This window comes from Micromonospora sp. WMMD1219, from assembly GCF_049315215.1.
GTDB lineage: Bacteria > Actinomycetota > Actinomycetes > Mycobacteriales > Micromonosporaceae > Micromonospora > Micromonospora tulbaghiae.
Genome location: NZ_CP186057.1, coordinates 6627281 through 6645131, shown reverse-complemented (window position 1 = coordinate 6645131; position 17851 = coordinate 6627281). Strand labels below are relative to the sequence as shown.

The 17851-nt window shown below is 72.2% G+C and carries 22 protein-coding genes and 1 tRNA gene; 15 read left to right on the top strand and 8 right to left on the bottom strand.

Annotated elements, in window-relative coordinates; translation table 11 throughout:
* Positions 1-4: 4 nt before the first annotated feature.
* A complete protein-coding gene (locus ACN27C_RS31045; RefSeq protein ID WP_135239051.1) occupies positions 5-907 on the top strand; it encodes a hypothetical protein in 903 nt (300 codons plus the stop codon).
* On the opposite strand, the gene ACN27C_RS31040 is transcribed toward ACN27C_RS31045, so the two are convergent.
* Positions 873-1391: a potassium channel family protein gene (locus tag ACN27C_RS31040; RefSeq protein ID WP_120570910.1), complete on the bottom strand. Its 519-nt coding sequence runs from the start codon at positions 1389-1391 to the stop codon at positions 873-875. The two genes, ACN27C_RS31045 and ACN27C_RS31040, sit on opposite strands and share 35 nt — an antisense overlap.
* A gap of 113 nt (positions 1392-1504) precedes the next feature.
* Positions 1505-1678 carry a DUF4236 domain-containing protein gene (locus tag ACN27C_RS31035; protein ID WP_064498970.1) on the bottom strand — a complete coding sequence of 58 codons (174 nt, stop codon included), beginning with the start codon at positions 1676-1678 and terminating at the stop codon, positions 1505-1507.
* 263 nt (positions 1679-1941) lie between these two features.
* On the opposite strand from ACN27C_RS31035, the gene ACN27C_RS31030 reads away from it, so the two are divergent.
* From ACN27C_RS31030 to ACN27C_RS31000, 7 genes are all read left to right on the top strand, one after another.
* Complete coding sequence (locus ACN27C_RS31030; RefSeq protein ID WP_349881247.1) at positions 1942-2019, top strand: putative leader peptide; 78 nt, start codon at positions 1942-1944, stop codon at positions 2017-2019.
* A gap of 135 nt (positions 2020-2154) precedes the next feature.
* Positions 2155-3183, top strand: coding sequence for an ABC transporter substrate-binding protein (locus ACN27C_RS31025; RefSeq protein WP_422749868.1), 1029 nt, complete (start codon positions 2155-2157; stop codon positions 3181-3183).
* The gene (locus ACN27C_RS31020; protein ID WP_121683381.1) at positions 3180-3998 is read left to right on the top strand and encodes an ABC transporter ATP-binding protein; all 819 of its coding nucleotides are present in this window, start codon (positions 3180-3182) and stop codon (positions 3996-3998) included. Before ACN27C_RS31025 ends, ACN27C_RS31020 begins: the two co-directional genes overlap by 4 nt.
* Positions 3991-4839: an ABC transporter permease gene (locus ACN27C_RS31015; RefSeq protein WP_233585447.1), complete on the top strand. Its 849-nt coding sequence runs from the start codon at positions 3991-3993 to the stop codon at positions 4837-4839. Before ACN27C_RS31020 ends, ACN27C_RS31015 begins: the two co-directional genes overlap by 8 nt.
* Positions 4840-4850: 11 nt before the next feature.
* Positions 4851-6185, top strand: a complete 1335-nt coding sequence (locus ACN27C_RS31010) for an LLM class flavin-dependent oxidoreductase (RefSeq protein ID WP_422749865.1) — start codon at positions 4851-4853, stop codon at positions 6183-6185.
* On the top strand, positions 6182-6745 hold the full coding sequence (locus ACN27C_RS31005) for a flavin reductase family protein (protein WP_357900055.1): 564 nt from the start codon (positions 6182-6184) through the stop codon (positions 6743-6745). The genes ACN27C_RS31010 and ACN27C_RS31005 overlap by 4 nt, the downstream gene beginning before the upstream one ends.
* Positions 6742-7353, top strand: a complete 612-nt coding sequence (locus tag ACN27C_RS31000) for a malonic semialdehyde reductase (protein ID WP_422749863.1) — start codon at positions 6742-6744, stop codon at positions 7351-7353. Before ACN27C_RS31005 ends, ACN27C_RS31000 begins: the two co-directional genes overlap by 4 nt.
* Position 7354: 1 nt before the next feature.
* On the opposite strand, the gene ACN27C_RS30995 is transcribed toward ACN27C_RS31000, so the two are convergent.
* Positions 7355-7810 carry an RrF2 family transcriptional regulator gene (locus tag ACN27C_RS30995; RefSeq protein ID WP_013284925.1) on the bottom strand — a complete coding sequence of 152 codons (456 nt, stop codon included), beginning with the start codon at positions 7808-7810 and terminating at the stop codon, positions 7355-7357.
* Positions 7811-7817: 7 nt separating this feature from the next.
* Positions 7818-8735, bottom strand: coding sequence for a helix-turn-helix transcriptional regulator (locus tag ACN27C_RS30990; RefSeq protein WP_091427763.1), 918 nt, complete (start codon positions 8733-8735; stop codon positions 7818-7820).
* Positions 8736-8923: 188 nt separating this feature from the next.
* Here ACN27C_RS30990 and ACN27C_RS30985 point away from each other — a divergent pair, with 188 nt between their 5' ends.
* Positions 8924-9700 (top strand): glucose 1-dehydrogenase, encoded by a 777-nt coding sequence (locus ACN27C_RS30985; RefSeq protein ID WP_091427952.1) that lies wholly within the window; start codon positions 8924-8926, stop codon positions 9698-9700.
* 74 nt (positions 9701-9774) lie between these two features.
* On the opposite strand, the gene ACN27C_RS30980 is transcribed toward ACN27C_RS30985, so the two are convergent.
* Positions 9775-10206, bottom strand: a complete 432-nt coding sequence (locus ACN27C_RS30980) for an SsgA family sporulation/cell division regulator (RefSeq protein ID WP_007457244.1) — start codon at positions 10204-10206, stop codon at positions 9775-9777.
* Positions 10207-10479: 273 nt separating this feature from the next.
* Here ACN27C_RS30980 and ACN27C_RS30975 point away from each other — a divergent pair, with 273 nt between their 5' ends.
* Complete coding sequence (locus ACN27C_RS30975; RefSeq protein ID WP_422749860.1) at positions 10480-11019, top strand: TIGR02611 family protein; 540 nt, start codon at positions 10480-10482, stop codon at positions 11017-11019.
* A 50-nt stretch (positions 11020-11069) separates the two neighbouring features.
* A tRNA-Val gene (locus ACN27C_RS30970) sits at positions 11070-11141 on the top strand.
* Positions 11142-11471: 330 nt separating this feature from the next.
* On the opposite strand, the gene ACN27C_RS30965 is transcribed toward ACN27C_RS30970, so the two are convergent.
* Positions 11472-11870 (bottom strand): hypothetical protein, encoded by a 399-nt coding sequence (locus ACN27C_RS30965; RefSeq protein ID WP_364774030.1) that lies wholly within the window; start codon positions 11868-11870, stop codon positions 11472-11474.
* Between the two features lie 382 nt (positions 11871-12252).
* Between ACN27C_RS30965 and ACN27C_RS30960 the strand changes: the two genes are divergently transcribed.
* The 3 genes from ACN27C_RS30960 (at position 12253) to ACN27C_RS30950 (ending at position 14282) form a co-directional block, all read left to right on the top strand.
* A complete protein-coding gene (locus ACN27C_RS30960) occupies positions 12253-13464 on the top strand; it encodes a helix-turn-helix domain-containing protein (RefSeq protein WP_422749858.1) in 1212 nt (403 codons plus the stop codon).
* 177 nt (positions 13465-13641) lie between these two features.
* Positions 13642-13977, top strand: a complete 336-nt coding sequence (locus ACN27C_RS30955) for a hypothetical protein (RefSeq protein ID WP_422751692.1) — start codon at positions 13642-13644, stop codon at positions 13975-13977.
* On the top strand, positions 13974-14282 hold the full coding sequence (locus ACN27C_RS30950) for a hypothetical protein (protein WP_422749856.1): 309 nt from the start codon (positions 13974-13976) through the stop codon (positions 14280-14282). The genes ACN27C_RS30955 and ACN27C_RS30950 overlap by 4 nt, the downstream gene beginning before the upstream one ends.
* Before the next feature lie 111 nt (positions 14283-14393).
* Here the strand turns inward: ACN27C_RS30950 and ACN27C_RS30945 are convergent, their stop codons facing one another.
* Entirely contained in the window at positions 14394-14963 is a 570-nt protein-coding gene (locus ACN27C_RS30945) for a TetR/AcrR family transcriptional regulator (protein ID WP_422749854.1), read from the bottom strand.
* Positions 14964-15056: 93 nt separating this feature from the next.
* Here ACN27C_RS30945 and ACN27C_RS30940 point away from each other — a divergent pair, with 93 nt between their 5' ends.
* Complete coding sequence (locus tag ACN27C_RS30940) at positions 15057-15986, top strand: NmrA family NAD(P)-binding protein (RefSeq protein ID WP_422749852.1); 930 nt, start codon at positions 15057-15059, stop codon at positions 15984-15986.
* Between the two features lie 116 nt (positions 15987-16102).
* Here the strand turns inward: ACN27C_RS30940 and ACN27C_RS30935 are convergent, their stop codons facing one another.
* Positions 16103-17842: a PQQ-dependent sugar dehydrogenase gene (locus ACN27C_RS30935; RefSeq protein WP_422749850.1), complete on the bottom strand. Its 1740-nt coding sequence runs from the start codon at positions 17840-17842 to the stop codon at positions 16103-16105.
* Positions 17843-17851: the final 9 nt, after the last annotated feature.

Genomic DNA, 17851 nt, shown 5'->3' with positions numbered 1-17851 from the left:
CACCATGTCGACCGACGCCGTCCTGCGCGAGCTGCTCGTCCGCCAGCTCGACCACTGGCTCCCCGCCGCGCTGCACCGGGCGCGGCGGGCCACGCTCGCGCTCGCGTACGCCGGGGGTGACGCCGCCGGCGCGGAGGAGGCGTTGCGGGTGGTGGCCGAGTTCGCCGACCGGCTGCGCGGGCGGCGGCTGACCGTGCTCGTGGTGGCCGACGACGGCACCGACCTGCCGGCCCGTCTCGGCGCCGCCGAGGCCGCGCTGCCCGCCGACGTCGCCGTGCACCTCGTGCCCGGCGGCCCGGACCGGCTGCCGGTGGCGCTCAAGGCCGCCGGGGCGGCCGGCGCGCCGCTGCTCACAGTGGCCGACGGCGCCGACCCGGACCCGGCCCTGCTGGCCGCCGCCGCGTCCGGGCGCCCGGCCGAGCTGCTGCTGGTCACCACGCCCGGCCGGTCGCTGCGCCCGGCGCTCACCGGTGCCGGGTTCCCGCTCGTCACCGAGGTCGAGCTGGTGCCCGACGGGGACGGCCCGGCGCGGCTGCTCGGCTACGCCACCGGCTCCGACCGAGGGCTGGAGGCGGTCAAGGAGGCGCTCTGGGCGGTCGACGAGTACGCCGGTGTGCGCTACCGCGACCCGGCCGACCCGCAGGGGCGGCTGCTCGACATCTCGCTCGAACCCGAACCCGGCCCGCTGCGCCGGGAACTGCTGGCCGAGCTGGCCCGCTCCGGCCCGCGTACGGTCACCGAGCTGCGCCGCTTCGCCACCACGTCGACCGTCTACCGGGCCGCCGACGCCAACCGGGCGCTCGCCTCGCTGCTCGCCTCCGGTGCGGTGACCCGCGACCCGGAGCACGGCCGGCTCGGCGGGGACGTGTCGATCAGCGCCGTCCCGAGCGCTGGGTCATCTGCTTGACCACTATCGACGCTCCGGTGGCGACCACGCCGATGCTGAACACCATCTGCGCGCACACCGCCACCCGGGCGATCTGCCCCTGGGCGTGCACGTCGCCGTAGCCGACAGTGGTGAGTGTCGTGAGCGCGAAGTAGAGCGCGTCGACCCGCGTCCGCAGGCCGACGAACTCGCCGGGCCGGGTGTTCGCCACCACGTAGTCGCCGAGCGCGAAGACCAGCAGCCCGGCGACCAGCGCCACCGCGAGGCGGGTCAGCGCCCGGTCCTCGTCCCGGCCGGTCGGCTGGTCCCGGACGAGCTGGCGGCGGACCTGGCCGGTGACCAGGAACGCGATCACCGCCACCAGGACCGCCGTGCCGATCGAGCGCAGGGCCAGCCGCAGGCCGTTCGGGTCGGCCGCGACCGGCACCAGGAAGTAACCGACCAGCATGAGCGCGCAGGCCGCCACGGCCCGCCGTCGCAACCGCCGCAGGAACACGTCCGCCATGCGGCGATTCTCCGGTCGCCGGGACGCCGTGACGGGCGGAACCGGAAACCCGGCCGCAGACGACGAACGGGGTGCCGGCGGTCAGCCGGCACCCCGCTCGTCGCCCGGGAAGGTCAGGCCTTGTCCTGCTTCCAGGACAGCGGCCCCGGAAGGTCCACGCGGTGGGCGCGGGTGTTCGAGTTCCAGGACCAGCGGCCGATCTTGATGCTCCACGACGAGAAGCCGTTCTGGGTGAAGTGGAGGATCAGCGGCCCGTACTTCTTACGCTTGCGGAACTGGACGCCCATCGGGGGTGCCTCCTTCTCTCCCTGCCTCTGCAGTCGTCTGCATGCCTTCGCGGCAACGAACATGCCCGGATCGACGATTCGCGAAACCCTGCCCGGTCCGCTCTGGACGGTGGGACTGCCGCCCGGCAAAATCTCTATCCAACGGGTAGGTGTTAAGGAGTCGTAAATGCTGGTGGAGGCGGGTCGTAACAAAGCCAGCGACGAAAGTCTCACTGGATGGAAGGGCGTTGACCGGCGTGGAGAACGGTCGGCAGCATGAGGGCATGTCGCAGCGGGACGAGCTTCTCCTCACCGCTCGCGTGCACGTCGACCTGGTCCGGCACGCGAGCGCGCTCTGTTGAGCCGAGCGCTCGTCGTTCCCTCTCCGCCCGTCCGTTCCCGCAGCCGGCGCACCGTGGCCCGGCGCGGTGCGGCGTGCTCCCCGGCCCCGCGCGGGCCCCCTCCACCGCATCGTGGACAGATCAGGAGACTCCGCCATGCCCTCGACCCGATCACCGCGGCGTGCCCTCACCGCCGCCGTCGCCCTGCTCGCCCTCACCACCGCCACCGCGTGCGGCGCCGACGCCGCCGGCGGCGCACAGACCAAGGAACTGCGCTACCAGGGTTCGGTGGGCCAGGTGACCCTCCCCGAACTCGCCGCCGACCTCGGCTACCTCGGTGACGTCAGGCTCAACTGGATCGGCAACGTCACCGGCGGCCCGGCCGACATCCAGGCCACCGCGACCGGCCAGAGCGACTTCGGCGGCGCGTTCAACGGCGCGATCGTCAAGCTCCAGGCCGCGAACGCCCCGATCACCGCCGTGGTCAGCTACTACGGCTCCGACGCGCAGACGTACCAGGGCTACTACGTGCTCGACGGCAGCCCGATCCGCGGCCCGCGCGACCTGATCGGCAAGCGGGTCGGCATGAACACGCTCGGCGCGCACGCCGAGGCCGTCCTGCGTACCTGGCTGGCCCGGGGCGGCCTCACCGCCGCCGAGATCGGCAAGGTCGAGCTGGTAGCGCTGCCGCCGGTCAACACCGAGCAGTCGCTGCGCGCCCGGCAGATCGACGTCGCCGTGCTCGGCGGCGTGATCCGCGACAAGGCCGTCGCCAACGGCGGCATCCGTACGGTCTTCACCGACTACGAACTCCTCGGCGCGTTCAGCGCCGGCAGCTACGTCTTCCGCGACGACTTCCTCACCCGTAACCCGGACACCGTCCGGACGTTCGTCACCGCAGTGGGCAAGGCGATCGAGTGGGCGCGCACGCAACCGCGCGAGACCGTGGTGGCCCGCCTCAAGGCGATCATCAGCAAGCGCGGGCGCAACGAGGACACCACGCTCGTCGACTACTGGAAGTCCAGCGGCGTCGCCGAACCCGGCGGCGTCATCACCGACCGGGAGTTCGCCACCTGGATCGACTGGCTGGCCGACACCGGCGAGCTGAAGGGCGAGCGGCCGAAGCCGTCCGACCTCTACACCAACAGGTTCAACGCGGCCGCGACCCCCGGCGGTGGCGCATGAGCACCGACAAGATCCTCTTCGACCGGGTGCGCAAGGTCTTCCCGGGGCGGCGTGGCGGCGGCGGCGCGGTCACCGCGCTCGACGGGCTCACCCTCGGGGTACGCCCCGGCGAGTTCCTCGTCGTCGTCGGCCCCAGCGGCTGCGGCAAGTCCACCCTGCTCGACCTGCTCGGCGGGCTGGCCACCCCGACCGGCGGGCAGGTGCTCGTCGACGGCCGCCCGGTCACCGGGCCCGGCCTGGACCGGGGCATCGTCTTCCAGCAGTACGCGCTGCTGCCCTGGCGCACCGCCGCCGGCAACGTCGCGTTCGGACTGGAGGCCAAGGGCCTGCCCCGCGCCGAGCGCGCCGACCTGGTCGCGTACCACCTCGACCTGGTCGGGCTCACCGGCTTCGCCGACCGCTACCCGCACGAGCTGTCCGGCGGCATGAAGCAGCGCGTCGCCATCGCCCGCAGCCTCGCGTACGACCCGGACGTGCTGCTCATGGACGAGCCGTTCGCCGCGCTGGACGCGCAGACCCGCGACTCGCTCCAGGACGAGCTGGTGCGGATCTGGCAGGCCACCGGCAAGACGATCGTGTTCATCACGCACGGCATCGACGAGGCGGTGCACCTCGGCCAGCGGGTCGCCGTGATGACGTCGCGGCCCGGCCGGATCAAGCAGGTCATCGACATCGAGCTGGGCGACCGGGAGGCGGAGGAGGACGTCCGCTCCACCGACGCGTTCCGCCACCACCGGCACCGCATCTGGACGCTGCTGCGCGACGAGGTACGCGCCGCGCAGTCCGCCGTACGCGAGGAGGCCCGCGTTGGTTGACGTCGCCGCACCGCCGGTCCGGCCGGTGGCGCCCCCCGCCCCGGCGGCCGTGCCCGCCCGGCCCCGCCGCCTGCTCGGCCTCGGCGGCCGGGTGCTGCACCGCAGCGCCGCGCTGCTGGCGCTCGCCGCGATCTGGGAGACGGTGCCCCGCGCCGGGCTGGTCGACCGGGTCTTCCTGCCGCCGCTGTCCGAGGTGCTCGCCGCCTGGTGGGAGCTGCTGCGCAGCGGGCAGCTCGCCGACCACGTCGGCGCCAGCCTCACCCGCTCGCTGACCGGGCTGGCGCTCGCCGTGGTCACCGCCATCCCGCTCGGCCTGCTGATCGGCTGGTACCGGCCGCTCGCCGATTTGCTCAGCCCGCTGCTGGAGGTGTTCCGCAACACCGCCGCGCTCGCGCTGCTGCCGGTCTTCGTGCTCATTCTCGGGCTCGGTGAGACGTCGAAGATCGCCCTGGTGGTCTACGCCTGCTCCTGGCCGATCCTGCTCAACACCGTCGCCGGCGTGAAGGGCGTCGACCCGCTGCTGATCCGCTCGGCCCGCTCGATGGGGCTCAACCACCTGCGGCTGTTCCAGAAGGTGATCCTGCCGGCGGCCGTGCCGACCGTGTTCACCGGCGTCCGGCTCGCCGGGGCGTACTCGATCCTGGTGCTCGTCGCCGCCGAGATGGTCGGTGCGAAGGCCGGGCTCGGCTACCTCGTCAACTACGCGCAGTACAACTTCGCGATCCCCGACATGTACGCCGGGATCATCACCATCTCCGCCATCGGGCTGGTGGTCAACCAGCTCCTCGTCGCCGGGGAACGTCGCTTCTCCACCTGGCGCGCCGACGTCACCACCGCCTGAGAGGAACCGCCATGTCCCGGACCCTGCACCTCAACGCCTTCCTGATGGGTGTCGGCCACCACGAGGCGGCCTGGCGGCACCCCCGCGCCGACCCGAGCCGGCTCGCCGACGTACGCCACTTCCAGGAACTGGCCCGCATCGCCGAGCGGGGCACGCTCGACTCGGTGTTCCTCGCCGACGGGCTCGCCGTCGGCCCGGCCGTGCGGCACAACATCCAGGCCGTCTTCGAACCGATCACGCTGCTCGCCGCGATCGCCACCGCGACCGAGCACATCGGCCTGATCGCCACCGCCTCCACCACGTACACCGAACCGTTCAACCTGGCCCGCGCGTTCGCCTCGCTCGACCACCTCAGCGGCGGGCGGGCCGGCTGGAACATCGTCACCTCCGCCCAGGCCCGGGAGGCCCGCAACTTCAACCTCGACGACCACCCCGCGCACGCCGACCGCTACCGGCGGGCCGCCGAGTACGTCGACGTGGCGATCAAGCTCTGGGACAGCTGGGAGGACGACGCGCTGGTCCTGGACACCGCCGCGGGCGTCTTCGCCGACACCGGCCGGGTGCACGAGATCGACCACGCCGGCGAGCGGTTCCGGGTCCGCGGGCCGCTGAACACGCCCCGCCCGCCGCAGGGCCGGCCGCTGCTGGTGCAGGCCGGCTCGTCCGCCGACGGCATCGCGTTCGCCGCCCGGTACGCCGAGGCCGTGTTCACCGCCCAGCAGACGCTCGCCGACGGGCAGGCGTTCTACGCGGCGCTCAAGCGGGCCACCGCCGACGCCGGCCGCGACCCGGAACTGGTGAAGGTGCTACCCGGTATCGCGCCGGTCATCGGGGGTACCGAGAAGGAGGCCCGTGCCCTCGCCGACGAACTGGAGGCCCTGATCGTGCCCGAGCACGCGCTCGCCCAGCTCTCCGGCATGACCGGCCTCGACCTGACCGGGCTGCCGCTGGACGGCCCGCTGCCCGACCTGCCGGACACCGGCGCCGTGCAGTCCCACCAGAGCCGCTACCAGCTCGTCGTCGACCTGGCCCGGCGGGAACTGCTCACCCTGCGGCAGCTCATCGGCCGGCTCGGCGGCGGACGCGGGCACCGCGTCGTGGTCGGCACCCCGGAACAGATCGCCGACCAGATCGAGCTCTGGTTCACCCAGGGCGCCGCCGACGGCTTCAACGTCATGCCACCGCTGCTACCCGATGGACTGGAGGCCTTCGTGGACCACGTCGTACCACTGCTGCGCCGGCGCGGGCTGTTCCGTTCCGCGTACACCGGGCGCACCCTGCGCGAGCACTACGGCCTGCCCCGCCCGGCCAGCGTCTACGCGACCCGTGAGCTGGTGGCGTCGTGACCACCGTGGACCGGCCCGGCGCCGCCACCGTCGAGCTGCGCCCGGTCGACGTCGACTCGTTCCGCGGCCTGCTGCGCCGCCAGGCGTCCACCGTCACCGTGGTCACCACCCCCGGCCTGCGCGGCAACCGGATGCGGCCGGACCTGCCGCCGGCCGGCTTCACCGCCACCTCGTTCACCTCGGTGTCGCTCGACCCGCCACTGGTCTCGGTCTGCCTCGGCCGCGCCTCGTCGAGCTGGCCCACCGTCGAGCAGGCCGAGCACGTCGCGGTGCACCTGCTCGCCTCCGGCCAGCAGGAGATCGCGCAGATCTTCGCCACCAGCGGCATCGACCGGTTCACCGCCCACCCGGGCTGGACCACCGGACCGTTCGGCGTGCCGCTGATCGGCGACGCGCTCGCCGTGCTGCTGTGCCGGGTGGTCCGCCGGATCGAGGCGGGCGACCACACCATCCTGCTCGGCGAGCCGCTCGCGCTCGGCGCGGGCGAGGACGGCGACCCGCTGCTGCACCACCAGGGCCGCTACACCACCACGCTCGGCGACTGGCCCGAGGCGTGGTGACCACCGCCGCCGACGAGCTGATCGCGCTCGACCGGGCCGCCCAGGACCTGCTGTTCCGGGCGGCCCGCACGGCCAACGCGTTCACCGACGAGCCGGTCGGCGAAGAGCACGTCCGCGCCGTCCACGACCTGGTCCGGTACGGCCCGACCGCGATGAACGCCCAGCCGCTGCGGGTGCTGCTGCTGCGCTCGGCGGCGGCCCGGGCGCGGCTGCTGCCGTACGTCAGCGCCGGCAACCGGGACAAGACGGCCTCCGCGCCGCTGACCGCGGTGCTCGCCGCCGACGTGGACTGGCACGACCGGCTGCCCGAGCTGTTCCCGCACCGCCCCGGCGCGCGGGACTGGTTCACCGGCGACCCGGCCGGCCGGGAGGCGCAGGCCCGGTTCAACGCCGCGCTCCAGATCGGCTACCTGCTGGTCGGCGTACGCGCCGCCGGGCTGGCCGCCGGGCCGATGGCCGGGTTCGACGCGGCAGGCGTGGAACGCGAGTTCTTCCCCGGCGGGCGGCACCGGGTGCTGCTGCTGATGAACATCGGCCGCCCGGCGCCGGACGCCTGGCGGGAACGGCTGCCCCGCCTGCCCTACGAGGAGGTGGTCAGCACGCTGTGAGTCAGCGCGGCTCCCACGCGTCCGGCTGAGCGGTCAGCTTGCGCACGTGCGCCGGCAGCCGGCCGCTGACCAGCTCGTCCAGGCTCACCTCGTCGACCACCCGGCGCACCGAGGCGCGTACCGCGACCCAGAGGCGGGGCAGGTTCTCCGCCGCCCCCTCGTAGCGCGTCTCCTCGGGGCGCAGCCCGCGTACCCCCGCGAGCGGGCCGTCGACGGCGCGCAACACGTGCCCGATGGTGATCTCCCGCGGCGGCCGGGCCAGCGTGTAGCCGCCCTCGGCGCCGCGCTGGGCCCGGACGACCCCGGCCCGGCGCAGGTCCGCCAGGACCGCCTCGAGGAACTTGCGCGGCATGTCCTGCTCCGCCGCGATGGCCTGGGTGGACAGCAGGGTGGGGTACGCGGTGGCCAGGCTCAGGGCTGCCCGGACCGCGTAGTCGCCGCGCGCGGAGATCTGCACAGTGCCATCATGCCTGGCCGCCGGGTGCGGGGGAGTCGGCGGGCGGCCGGGGTCGCACCAGACGGACGGGCAGCGGGCGTTCCCGCTCGGCCCGGAACGTCCCCGGGCTCACCCCGACCTCCCGGGTGAAGAAGCGGCCGAAGTTCGTCGGCTCGGGAAAACCCAGCTCCCGGCCGATCGCGGCGATCGACTCGTCGGTGGCGGCGAGCAGCCGGCACGCCTGCAACGCGACCCGCTCGTCGATCACCTGCTTGGCGCTGCGGCCGGTCACCGCAAGGCAGGCCCGGGTCAGGGTACGCACCGAACAGCCGAGGCCGGCGGCGTAGTCCTCCACCCGGCGGGTGTGCCGGTAGCCGCGTTCCACCTCCCGGCACAGCCGCCGGAACGTCTCCGTCTCGGCCCGGGGTGTCGCGCCGTTGCGCGGATGCGGCAGCAGGCTCAACCGCAGCAGCAGCACGGCGAGCTGGTGGCGCAGCAGCGCCGCGGCGGCCGGCACCAGCGCGTGCCGGTCGGCGTCCACGGCGAGCTGGCTCACCTCGCTGATCACCGCGTCCTCGTCCTCGCCGGCGAGCTGGCGGTGGGCGGGCACCGCGTCCGGGTCTACGTCGAGGCCGCGCAGCGCGTCCGGCCGCCAGCTCACCACCGTCGCGTCGAGCTGGGCGCCGACGAACCGCAGCGCCTGGCCGGGGTGGGCGCGCAGCAGCGTGCCCGGACGGCAGGGGACCGGCCGGAAGTCCAGCTCGGCGGTGCCGTGCCCGTGGGTGACCAGGATCAGCAGATCGCGGTCGAGCAGGACCGGACGGGGCCAGCCGGGCTCGGCGGCGAGGTCGCCGAGCACACCGGTGACGATCTCGTCGGTGCCGGGACGGAGCTCCGGCAGGCCGGTGCGGGTGGCCGGGGAGGGCTGACCGGTAGTGACCATCATCCCGACGGTAACCGGCCCGCCCGCACGTTGCATCTCGACGGTTTCACCCGCTCGGGCCGCTCTTGTCGGCAACCGAGCCGGACGGTTAGGTTACCGATCGGTAAGACCCCGGGCCGGCGTGCGTTGCGCACCCGGCCACGCGGCCCCGGCCGACCGGCCCGCGGCCGGGCGACGGCGATGGGATGGGCATGACGGATCTGTTCTCGGTCGACGGCAAGACGGTCCTGGTCACCGGCGGCTCACGGGGGATCGGGCTGATGATCGCGCGCGGCTTCGTCCGGGCCGGCGCCAAGGTGATCATCTCCTCGCGCAAGGCGGACGTGTGCGAGTCGGTCGCCAAGGAACTGTCCGCCGAGGGCCACTGCGAGGCGATCCCGGCCGACCTGGGCAGCGACGCGGGCGCGCTGGCGCTCGCCGAGGCCGTGCGCGAACGCCACGACCGGCTGCACGTGCTGGTCAACAACGCCGGCGCCACCTGGGGCGCGCCGCTGGAGGAGTACCCGGAGGGCGCCTTCGACAAGCTCTGGGCGGTGAACGTCAAGGCCGTCTTCCGGCTCACCACCGCGCTGCTGCCGCAACTGCGCGCCGCGGCCGGCGCCGACGACCCGGCCCGCGTGATCAACATCGGGTCCATCGACGGCATCCGGGTGCCGTGGATGGAGGTGTACGCGTACTCGGCCACCAAGGCGGCAGTGCACATGCTCACCCGTGGCCTCGCCCACCAGCTCGCCGGCGAGCAGATCACCGTCAACGCGATCGCGCCCGGACCGTTCGAGAGCAAGATGATGGCGTTCGCGCTGGACGACCCGGAGTCGCGTGCCGCCATCGAGCAGCAGGTGCCGCTGGGCCGGATCGGCCGGCCCGAGGACATGGCGGGCACGGCGATCTACCTGGCCTCCCGGGCAGGTGCGTACCTGACCGGAGCGGTCATCCCGGTCGACGGCGGGATCACCACGCGCGGCTGAGGCGTACCCCCGGTTGGAGACGGCCCGGGGCCGCGCGGACTCGGCAGATCCGCGCGGCCCCGGGTTTCGCCGTGTCAGCGACCGGCGAGCAGCCGGTTCACCGCGGTGTCGACGTCCAGGTGCTCGGCCTCACGGCCACGCGGGACGACGACGTAGGTCCGGCGCAGGAAGCGCACCAGCACGCTGCGCGGAACCTCGAACAGGGCGTTGCCGTCCGGCGACGACAGCGCCAGCGCGACGAAGTCGCCGCGCGGGGTGGCCCACGGCCAGACCCGCACATCACCGATGCCGGCCGGTTCGTCGAGCCCGGTGACCAGCAGTTCGCGTGCGAACGACCAGCTCACCGCCTCGCCGCCGGCGGACTCGGCATGGAACAGGACATGGACCGCATACGGGTCAGCAGGGTCGTAACGCAGGCTGGCACGCACCGGCAAGGCGGTGGCGTCAGGCGCGACGAGCCTTAGCGACGTCTCGACCTCTACGGTCGTCGGTCGGATGACACTCATGGACGTTCTCCCCCCGGCACCGCTGCGGAACGCGCGTGTCCCGCTTTTCCCATACTCAGGTGCTGCTCCTGGCTACGCTCCGCCATACGCTGACTTCACCCAGTGGTGGGAAGGGGTTCCGAAAGCCCCCGGGACCGCCTGGCCCCGCGTAGAATTTCCGGTTCCGCCCACTCCGTCGTTCCGCCCGGCAACGGGTGGTTCAGTCGTCGACTTACTCCGGTAACGTCCAGTCGTGAGCAGGGGTGACGGTCCCGCGCGACACTGGGGGTGGAAATGGTCACGAGGGGCTCCTCGGTGACGTCGCGGACCACGGCCGAATCGCCGAAAGGTGCGGCCCGAGCAGCCGAAAGTCGGGGGTACGAGGTGCCGGTGGAAGGGCGGTCGCAAGGCGCTCTCATGGAGCAGCGCCGACGGCGGCGGGGCTGGCGCGGACGCCTGCACACCACGCTCGACCTCATCCGCGCCAATCCCACCGGCCGCGTCGCCCTGAAGATCTTCATCGGCATCCTCGGCGCCATCGTGGTCACCGTCGGCGTCGCGCTGATCCCGCTGCCCGGCCCCGGCTGGCTGCTGGTCATCGCCGGCCTCGGCGTGTGGGCGGTCGAGTTCCACTGGGCGCGACGGCTGCTCGCGTTCACCCGCCGGCACGTCAACGCCTGGACGCGCTGGGTGACCAGGCGGTCGCTGCCGGTGCGGTTCGTGCTCGGCGCGGTCGGGCTCGCGTTCGTGTCCGTGGTGGTGTGGCTGTCGCTCAAGTACAGCTTCGGTATCGACGTGGTGGCGGAGGCGCTGCACTACCTCGCGACGCACTGAGGGCCGGTTTTTGGTCCGGGCGGGTGATCGGGTAGAGTCATGCGCGCTGAGGGCGATTAGCTCAGCGGGAGAGCGCTTCGTTCACACCGAAGAGGTCACTGGTTCGATCCCAGTATCGCCCACGCAGGTCAAAGGCCACTTCCCGGCTTCGGGATGTGGCCTTCCTGCTTGCGTGCAGCAGCGGCGTCAGCGGATGGTCAGCGAGCTTTTCACCAAGGCGTAAGCCGCGTCTGCAGTCATGCCAGCAGGTCGGCTCGGCTGCCTCGCCGACCCCAGTTCCCCTCCGCTTCAGAAGCGTCGCAGGCCCTGATGCGCTGTGGACAACGGTTACGAAGCTGCGGCTAGCGATATGCGGTCGATGAACCCCGCTTTGCCCTCTTCGCTTCAGTGGCGATTGTCTAGTCCCACCACATGCTTGGCAGACCCGTCCCAGCGCATGGTTTACACATCGCCTAGCAGCTCTGCAGGAGGCGCTCTACGTCCGCGCCCGCTCGGACGACCACGGCGTCGGTGCGAAGTTCCTCGGGAAGGTGGTGCCGCTGCCCTTCGTGCGCGAGCATGGCGGGGCAGCCGGATGGGAGCACGACGGCATCAGCGAGCCTGATGTATTCGACGAGCATGTCGAGAACAGCACCGGCGGAGAACCGGCTGATCATGAGACTGTCGAGCGTGCCGCCGGCAGGGGCTGCGTAGAGGTCTGCAGTACCACCGTCGTCGGCGCTGATGTGCCAGTAGCTGTGTTGAGGCTCCCGACGGTCGACGCGGGGCTCAAAGGCGGCCAGGAACACCTCACCTGCCATCGGCGCTGCATCGCCCTGCTCGAACCGCTGAACGAACATGTGGTAGCTCATCCGAGCAGGCTAATGCCTCGACCAGGACGTCATGTCAAGCATCCGGCGGGGCGCAAGCGTAAAGCATCAGCCGGGACATGACACGCTTCAGTGACAGTCTGTTGCCGATTCCGTCTGTAGTAGATCAAGCGCGCTCCGCGCGGCGCGGGCCGGGGCGCGGCAAACGGCTCCTGCGGAGCCGCCGCCCCGGCGCAAGGGCGCCGGGGCGGAAAAATGACCTTGGAACCCTTCGTCTTGACCCGACCCCTGATCGGCTGACCTGAGCCGAGCCGGACAGCACGCCGGTGTGTTCGGGGTTATGCGGCCGCACATAGGTCGGTAGCGTTGGTGCCACGGCGGCTAAGAGGCCGGTGGTGGCGTCCCGCGCTTGAGGAGGTTCGGGATGGAATCCTTGCCGGAGCTGACTTTCGGGCAGCGGCTGAAGGTCTACCGGGAGCGGTCCGGGAAGACTCGCGCGGTGCTGGGTGGACTGGTGGGGCGCAGCGCCGAGTGGGTCAAGGCGGTCGAGACCGACCGGATCCTGCCGCCGCGCATCCACATGCTGGATCGCATCGCGCGAGCACTGAAGGTCGACGTGTCCGCCCTGGCCGGCGAGCTGAGCGACCGGTCCGCTGTGGTCAACGGGCCTGAGCATCCGGCGCTGGCATCGGTGCGGGACGCCGTGAACCGCGTCGTGCTCGCTGACGACGCTGAGCCGGAGTCGTTGGCCGGTTTGCGTGAGCGGCTTGCGATGGCCTGGCGGGCGCGTCATCAGGCGTCCGATCACCGGACGGTGCTGGGTGGGCTGCTGCCGAGACTCCTGCACGACGTGCAACGGGCCGCGCTTGTGTACGAGGACATTGAGCGTCGGCAGGCGCACTCGCTGTTGGCGGAGACGTTCGGCCTGACGCAGATGTTCCTTGCGTACCAGCCGGCTGCCGAGTTGTTGTGGCGGGTCGCGGACCGGGCGATGGTGGCGGCGCAGGACTCCGGTGACCCGGAGGCGGTGGCCCTCGCGGCATGGTTCCTGTGTCAAGTGCATCGGGACGCGGGCGACTGGGACACCGCCATGGCGGTAACGCACGATGTCCTGTCGGCTCTGGAGCCGAGGGCGGCCGACGCGGGCACGAACCTGCTGGCCTTGTGGGGTGCGCTCAACTTCGAGGCCGCCTACACCGCCGCTCGTGCCGGCGAGGAAGGCAGGGCCTGGCGGTACTGGGATCGGGCGGACCGGGTGGCGCAGCGTCTGCCGGAGGGCTTCTATCAGCCGCAGACGTCGTTCTCCCGGGTCATCATGGGCGCCCACGCGGTGACGGTGGCGGTGGAGTTGCAGAAGGCCGGTGAGGCGGTACGGCAGGCGCGCCGCCACGACTCGGCGGCCATTCCGTCGCGGCCGCGCCGGGCACGCCATCTCATCGAGGTGGCGCGGGCGCACTACGGCAAAGACGACAAGGAAGCGGCCGTGACGACGCTGCGGAAGGCGTACGAGTCGGCCCCGGAGACGATCCGCTTCAACGGGTACGCCCGGCAGATCACCTTGGACCTGCTCGACGGTCCACGCTCCACCAGTGACGACGCCCGTGACCTCGCGGTCAAGGTCGGGCTGCTCTCGTGATCCAGGGGTAGGAACCCTACCCATTCCGCCTCGCGACCGACCGTAGCGTCCTGCTCACGGGATGCGGCGGGCGGTGCGGGTATCGCCTGGTCGCCGCGTCCCCCTCAGATTCGGGGGCGGGAGGCCGCCCTCGTCCGTGAGCGAGGGAGGGTCCGTGCGGCGCGTCTCGTATGACGAATACCTTTCCGCCACCGCGCTGACTCTTGCCCGACGGCACCGGCCGGTGTGGTCGTGGCGGCTCTGGCGGCGCATCTGCCGCTGTGGGTCCGAACTGCCCTGCCGCGTCCGGCATCGGATACCGATCAATCGGGGCCACTGGCCGTCGGGAGAGCAGTGACCAGCGAGCAGGAACAGGCGATCGTCGCGGTTCATGTACGAGGACTCGACGGCATGTGTGCCGGGTGCCGAGCGTGGTGGGCGCGGCTGACTCCGTACCCCTGCTGGCAGGTGGAATGGGCGACCAGCCGGCAGGCGCGGGCGGTCACCGCGCGGTTCCTGGAGGGTGTGCGGTGACCACCCACGGCCCGGTCATGCCGGTCTGGAGCTGCGGTGGCTGCGACCTGCCGTGGCCGTGCCCGACGCGCAAGCGGGAGCTGCGGGCGGAGTTCATGGATGCGCCGGTGTCGCTGGCTCTCTACCTTGGTGCCTACCTCGTCCAGGCCACCGAGGACATGCCCTGGACTCCGGCCGGCGTGCTGCACCGCCGGTTCCTCGGCTGGACCAGGGAAACCGGCCACCTCATGCCGGTAGCGCAGCGGCGAGGTGCAGCAACCGTGCCGGCCGAATCCGGTCGAGACGAGTCCCGCCAGGAGTGGTAGGTGTAGGCGAGGAGTCGAGCAGGCTCGTGAGCCGTAGCTCGGACCGCCACCTGGTCCGGCGAAGCCCGCCTGAGCTACTGCTTGCGATCAGGCCCTGGCCCGGGGGCGTGGTCAGGCCCTGGTTTCGGAAGTGGGTTCCTGCGGTGTCACCGTGAACCCCGTCATGGCCAGCGAGAGCAGGCGGGTCGCGGTGGTGCCGGGGTCGGGGTCGTTCTCGGTTGCCAGGGCGATCCCGGTGACCAGCGTCGACAGGTCGGCGAAGGTGATGTCGGGCGCCAGCACTCCGGCCTCGGCGGCCCGACGAACCAGTGGCTCACCCGCCTCGGACAGTTGGTCGGACGCGCAGTAGACGCTTTCGGTGCGGCCGCGGTTCAGCGCCTCGGCCAGGCCCCGGATCGTCGCGGCGGCCCGCGTGATCTCGATCAGGAACTCGACGAGCGCGGCCCGGGGGTCCGGTTCGCCCGCCAGTTCGCCGGCGCGGGCGCAGAGGGCGTCGATGCGCTCCCGGAAGACGGCTTCGAGCAGGGCGTGCCGGGTCGGGAAGTGGCGGCGGACCGTGCCGGAGCCCACCCCGGCGGTCCGGGCGATCTGTTCCAGCGACGCGTCGGCCCCGTGCTCGGCCACCGCCTCTGCTGCCACCGCGAGCAGAAGTTCGTAGTTGCGGCGGGCGTCTGCTCGCATGTCTCACCTCGACGTTGCTAAGCGGCGGGGTCCGCCGTATGTTAGCAAGCATAAACGGCGGCCCCCGCCGTTTCTTGGTCGAGGAGTGTGTCCATGTCAGATCGAGCACCAGTCCTGGTCACCGGCGCTACCGGCCGGCAGGGCGGGGCAACCGTCCGCGCCCTGCTCGCCGCCGGCGTACCGGTGCGCGCCCTGGTCCGTGACCCTGCGGCCACCAAGGCCGCCGCGGTCGCCGCCCTCGGCGCCGAGCTGGTCACCGGCGATCTCCGCGACCCCGCATCGCTGGTCCCGGCGGCCCGGGGCGCCCGCGCCGTCTTCTCCGTACAGATGCCGGAGCTGCGCGGCGACACCTGGGACTTCGAGAGCGAACTCGCCCAGGGCGTCAACCTGATCGAGGCCGCGCTGGCCGCGGAGGTCCCGCAGTTCGTGCACACCTCGGTCTCCGGCGCCGGGCAGCACGAGGACGCCCCCGGCTGGACCGACGGACGCTGGGCCGCGATGGAGCGCGTCTTCCTGCCCAAGGCCGGCATGCAGGAACGCGTCCGGGCCGCCGGCTTCGACCGGTGGACGCTGATCAAGCCGGGCTTCTTCATGGAGAACTTCCTGCCCGACCTGGCCTACCTGCTGCCGCGGGGCATCGCGGGCGGGCTCGCGACGGTCCTCCGGCCGCAGACCCACCTCTCGCTGATCGCCGTCGACGACATCGGCCGAGCGGCCGCGGCGGCCGTCGCCGACCCGGACCGCTTCCACCGCGTCGAACTCGAACTGGCCGGCGACCACCTGCCCATGACGGAAATCGCGAAGATCATCGGTGAGTCGCTCGGCATCGACGGCACCGCTCCCGACATGACCGAGGCGGAAGCGATCGCCGCCGGCATGCCGCCGTGGGCCACCACCTCCCACGAGTTCCTGAACGTCGCCGGGCAGCCGGCCCGGCCGGAGTTCGCCCGCGCCCTCGGCATCCCCCTGACTTCGTTCGCCGAGTGGGCCGACCGGCACCTGCGCCCCCTCCGTCGGGGCTGACGCCAAGGCGCTACCGCTGCGCCGGTCGGCTGAAGTCCCAGCCCTGATCGCTCGGAGGGTGCCCGCGCGATGCGAGCACCCTCCGAGGGCCGGCGGTGCCGGATTCCCGGCCCGCCTCAGCTCGTGGGGCCGGCCGCCGCCCCACCGAGGGTCACCTTGAGGATCTTCTCGTTGCTGTTGTTCGGGGTGCTGTCCTTGTCCCCGCCGGTGCTCGTGGTCAGCCACAGGTTGCCGTCGAGGGTCGGTTCGACGGTGCGCAGCCGGAAGTACGTCCCGACGAAGTACTGCTGGACGTTGGTGAGCGTGTCGCCGCTGATCTCCGCACGGTACATCCGGTTGCCGCGCAGGCAGGCGATGTAGAGCACGTCCCGGACGATCGCGATGCCGCTGCACGAGGCCTCGGCCACCGGGTACGTCCGGATCGGGGCCCTGAAGCTCGGGTTGGCGCAGTCGCCGGAGGTGCCCTCGCAGGCGGGCCAGCCGTAGTTGCCGCCCTTGACGATGATGTTGGTCTCGTCCATGACGTTGTTGCCGAACTCCTGCTCGAAGAGCCGGCCCTGGGAGTCGAAGGCGAGTCCCTGCGGGTTGCGGTGGCCGTAGCTCCACACGTAGTTGCCGAAGGGGTTGTCCGCCGGCACGGTGCCGTCGGGGTTGAGCCGCAGCACCTTGCCGCCCAGGTTGCCGGTGTCCTGGGCCACGTCCGGATCCTGTCCGTCGCCGGTGGCGGCGTAGAGCTTGCCGTCGGGGCCGAAACGCAGCCGGCCGCCGTTGTGGTACTTGTTGCGCGGGATTCCCGTGACGAGCACCTGCTCGGTGCCGGTTTGCAGCGTGCCGTCGTAGCGGATGCGCACGATCCGGTTGTCGGTCGTGGTGGTGTGGTAGATGTACAGCCAGCGGTCGGTGGTGAAGGTGGCCGAGACGGCCAGCCCGAGCACGCCGCCCTCGCCGCTGGTGCCGGCCACGTTCGGCACGGTGCCGATGCTGCGCTTGTCGGTGCCGTCCGGGTTCATGGCGACGATGTCGAACAGGTCCCGCCGGCCGTAGAGGACCGTGCCGTCGGGCAGTTGCACCAGGCCCCAGGGCAGGTCCCTCTCGGTGGTGATCGCCGTGGCGCCGCAGATCGGGCTCGTGCAGCCCGAGCCGGTGTGCGCGGTGACCGCGGCGCTCGCCCCCGAGACGTTGCCCTGGGCGTCCCGGGCGGTCACGGTGTACCGGTAGTCGGTGTCGGGCGTCAGCCCGGTGTCGGTGAACGTGGTCGCCGGCGGGTTGCCGGCGGTGCCGGTGGTGGAGCCGACCGCCGTACCGTTGCGCAGGATGGTGTAGCCGGTGACCGCGACGTTGTCGGTGGAGGTCGACCAGGTGAGGGTCACGTCCGTGCCGTTCACAGTCGCGGCCAGGTTGGTCGGCGTGCTGGGCGGAGACGTGTCCTGCTGGCAGAACGGCGGGGTGACCGAGAGCGTGGAGCTGGCCTGCGAGACGTTGCCGGCGGCGTCGCGGGCGTTGACGTACCAGCCCCAGGTGACGCCCTGCACGACGCTGAGCGTGGCGGTCCGCGTCCGGCCCGGGACCGAGGTGACGAGCTGGCCGTCGTGGTAGATGTCGTAGAAGGCGACGCCGACGTTGTCCCAGGAGGCGTACCAGGAGAGCGTGACGGACTGGCAGGTCAGCCGGGTGCTGCGCAGGCCGGTCGGCCGGGTGGGCGGGCTGGTGTCGGCGGCGAGCCGGGCCGTCGGCCGGCTCCCGGTCGCCGGCGCGGCCGTCGCGGCGTTGGCGGGTACGCCGGTCAGGACGGTGCCGGCGCAGACCAGCAGGGCGAGCGGTACGCGGTGTCGGAACTGGCGAGGATTGATCCGCACGGATGCTTT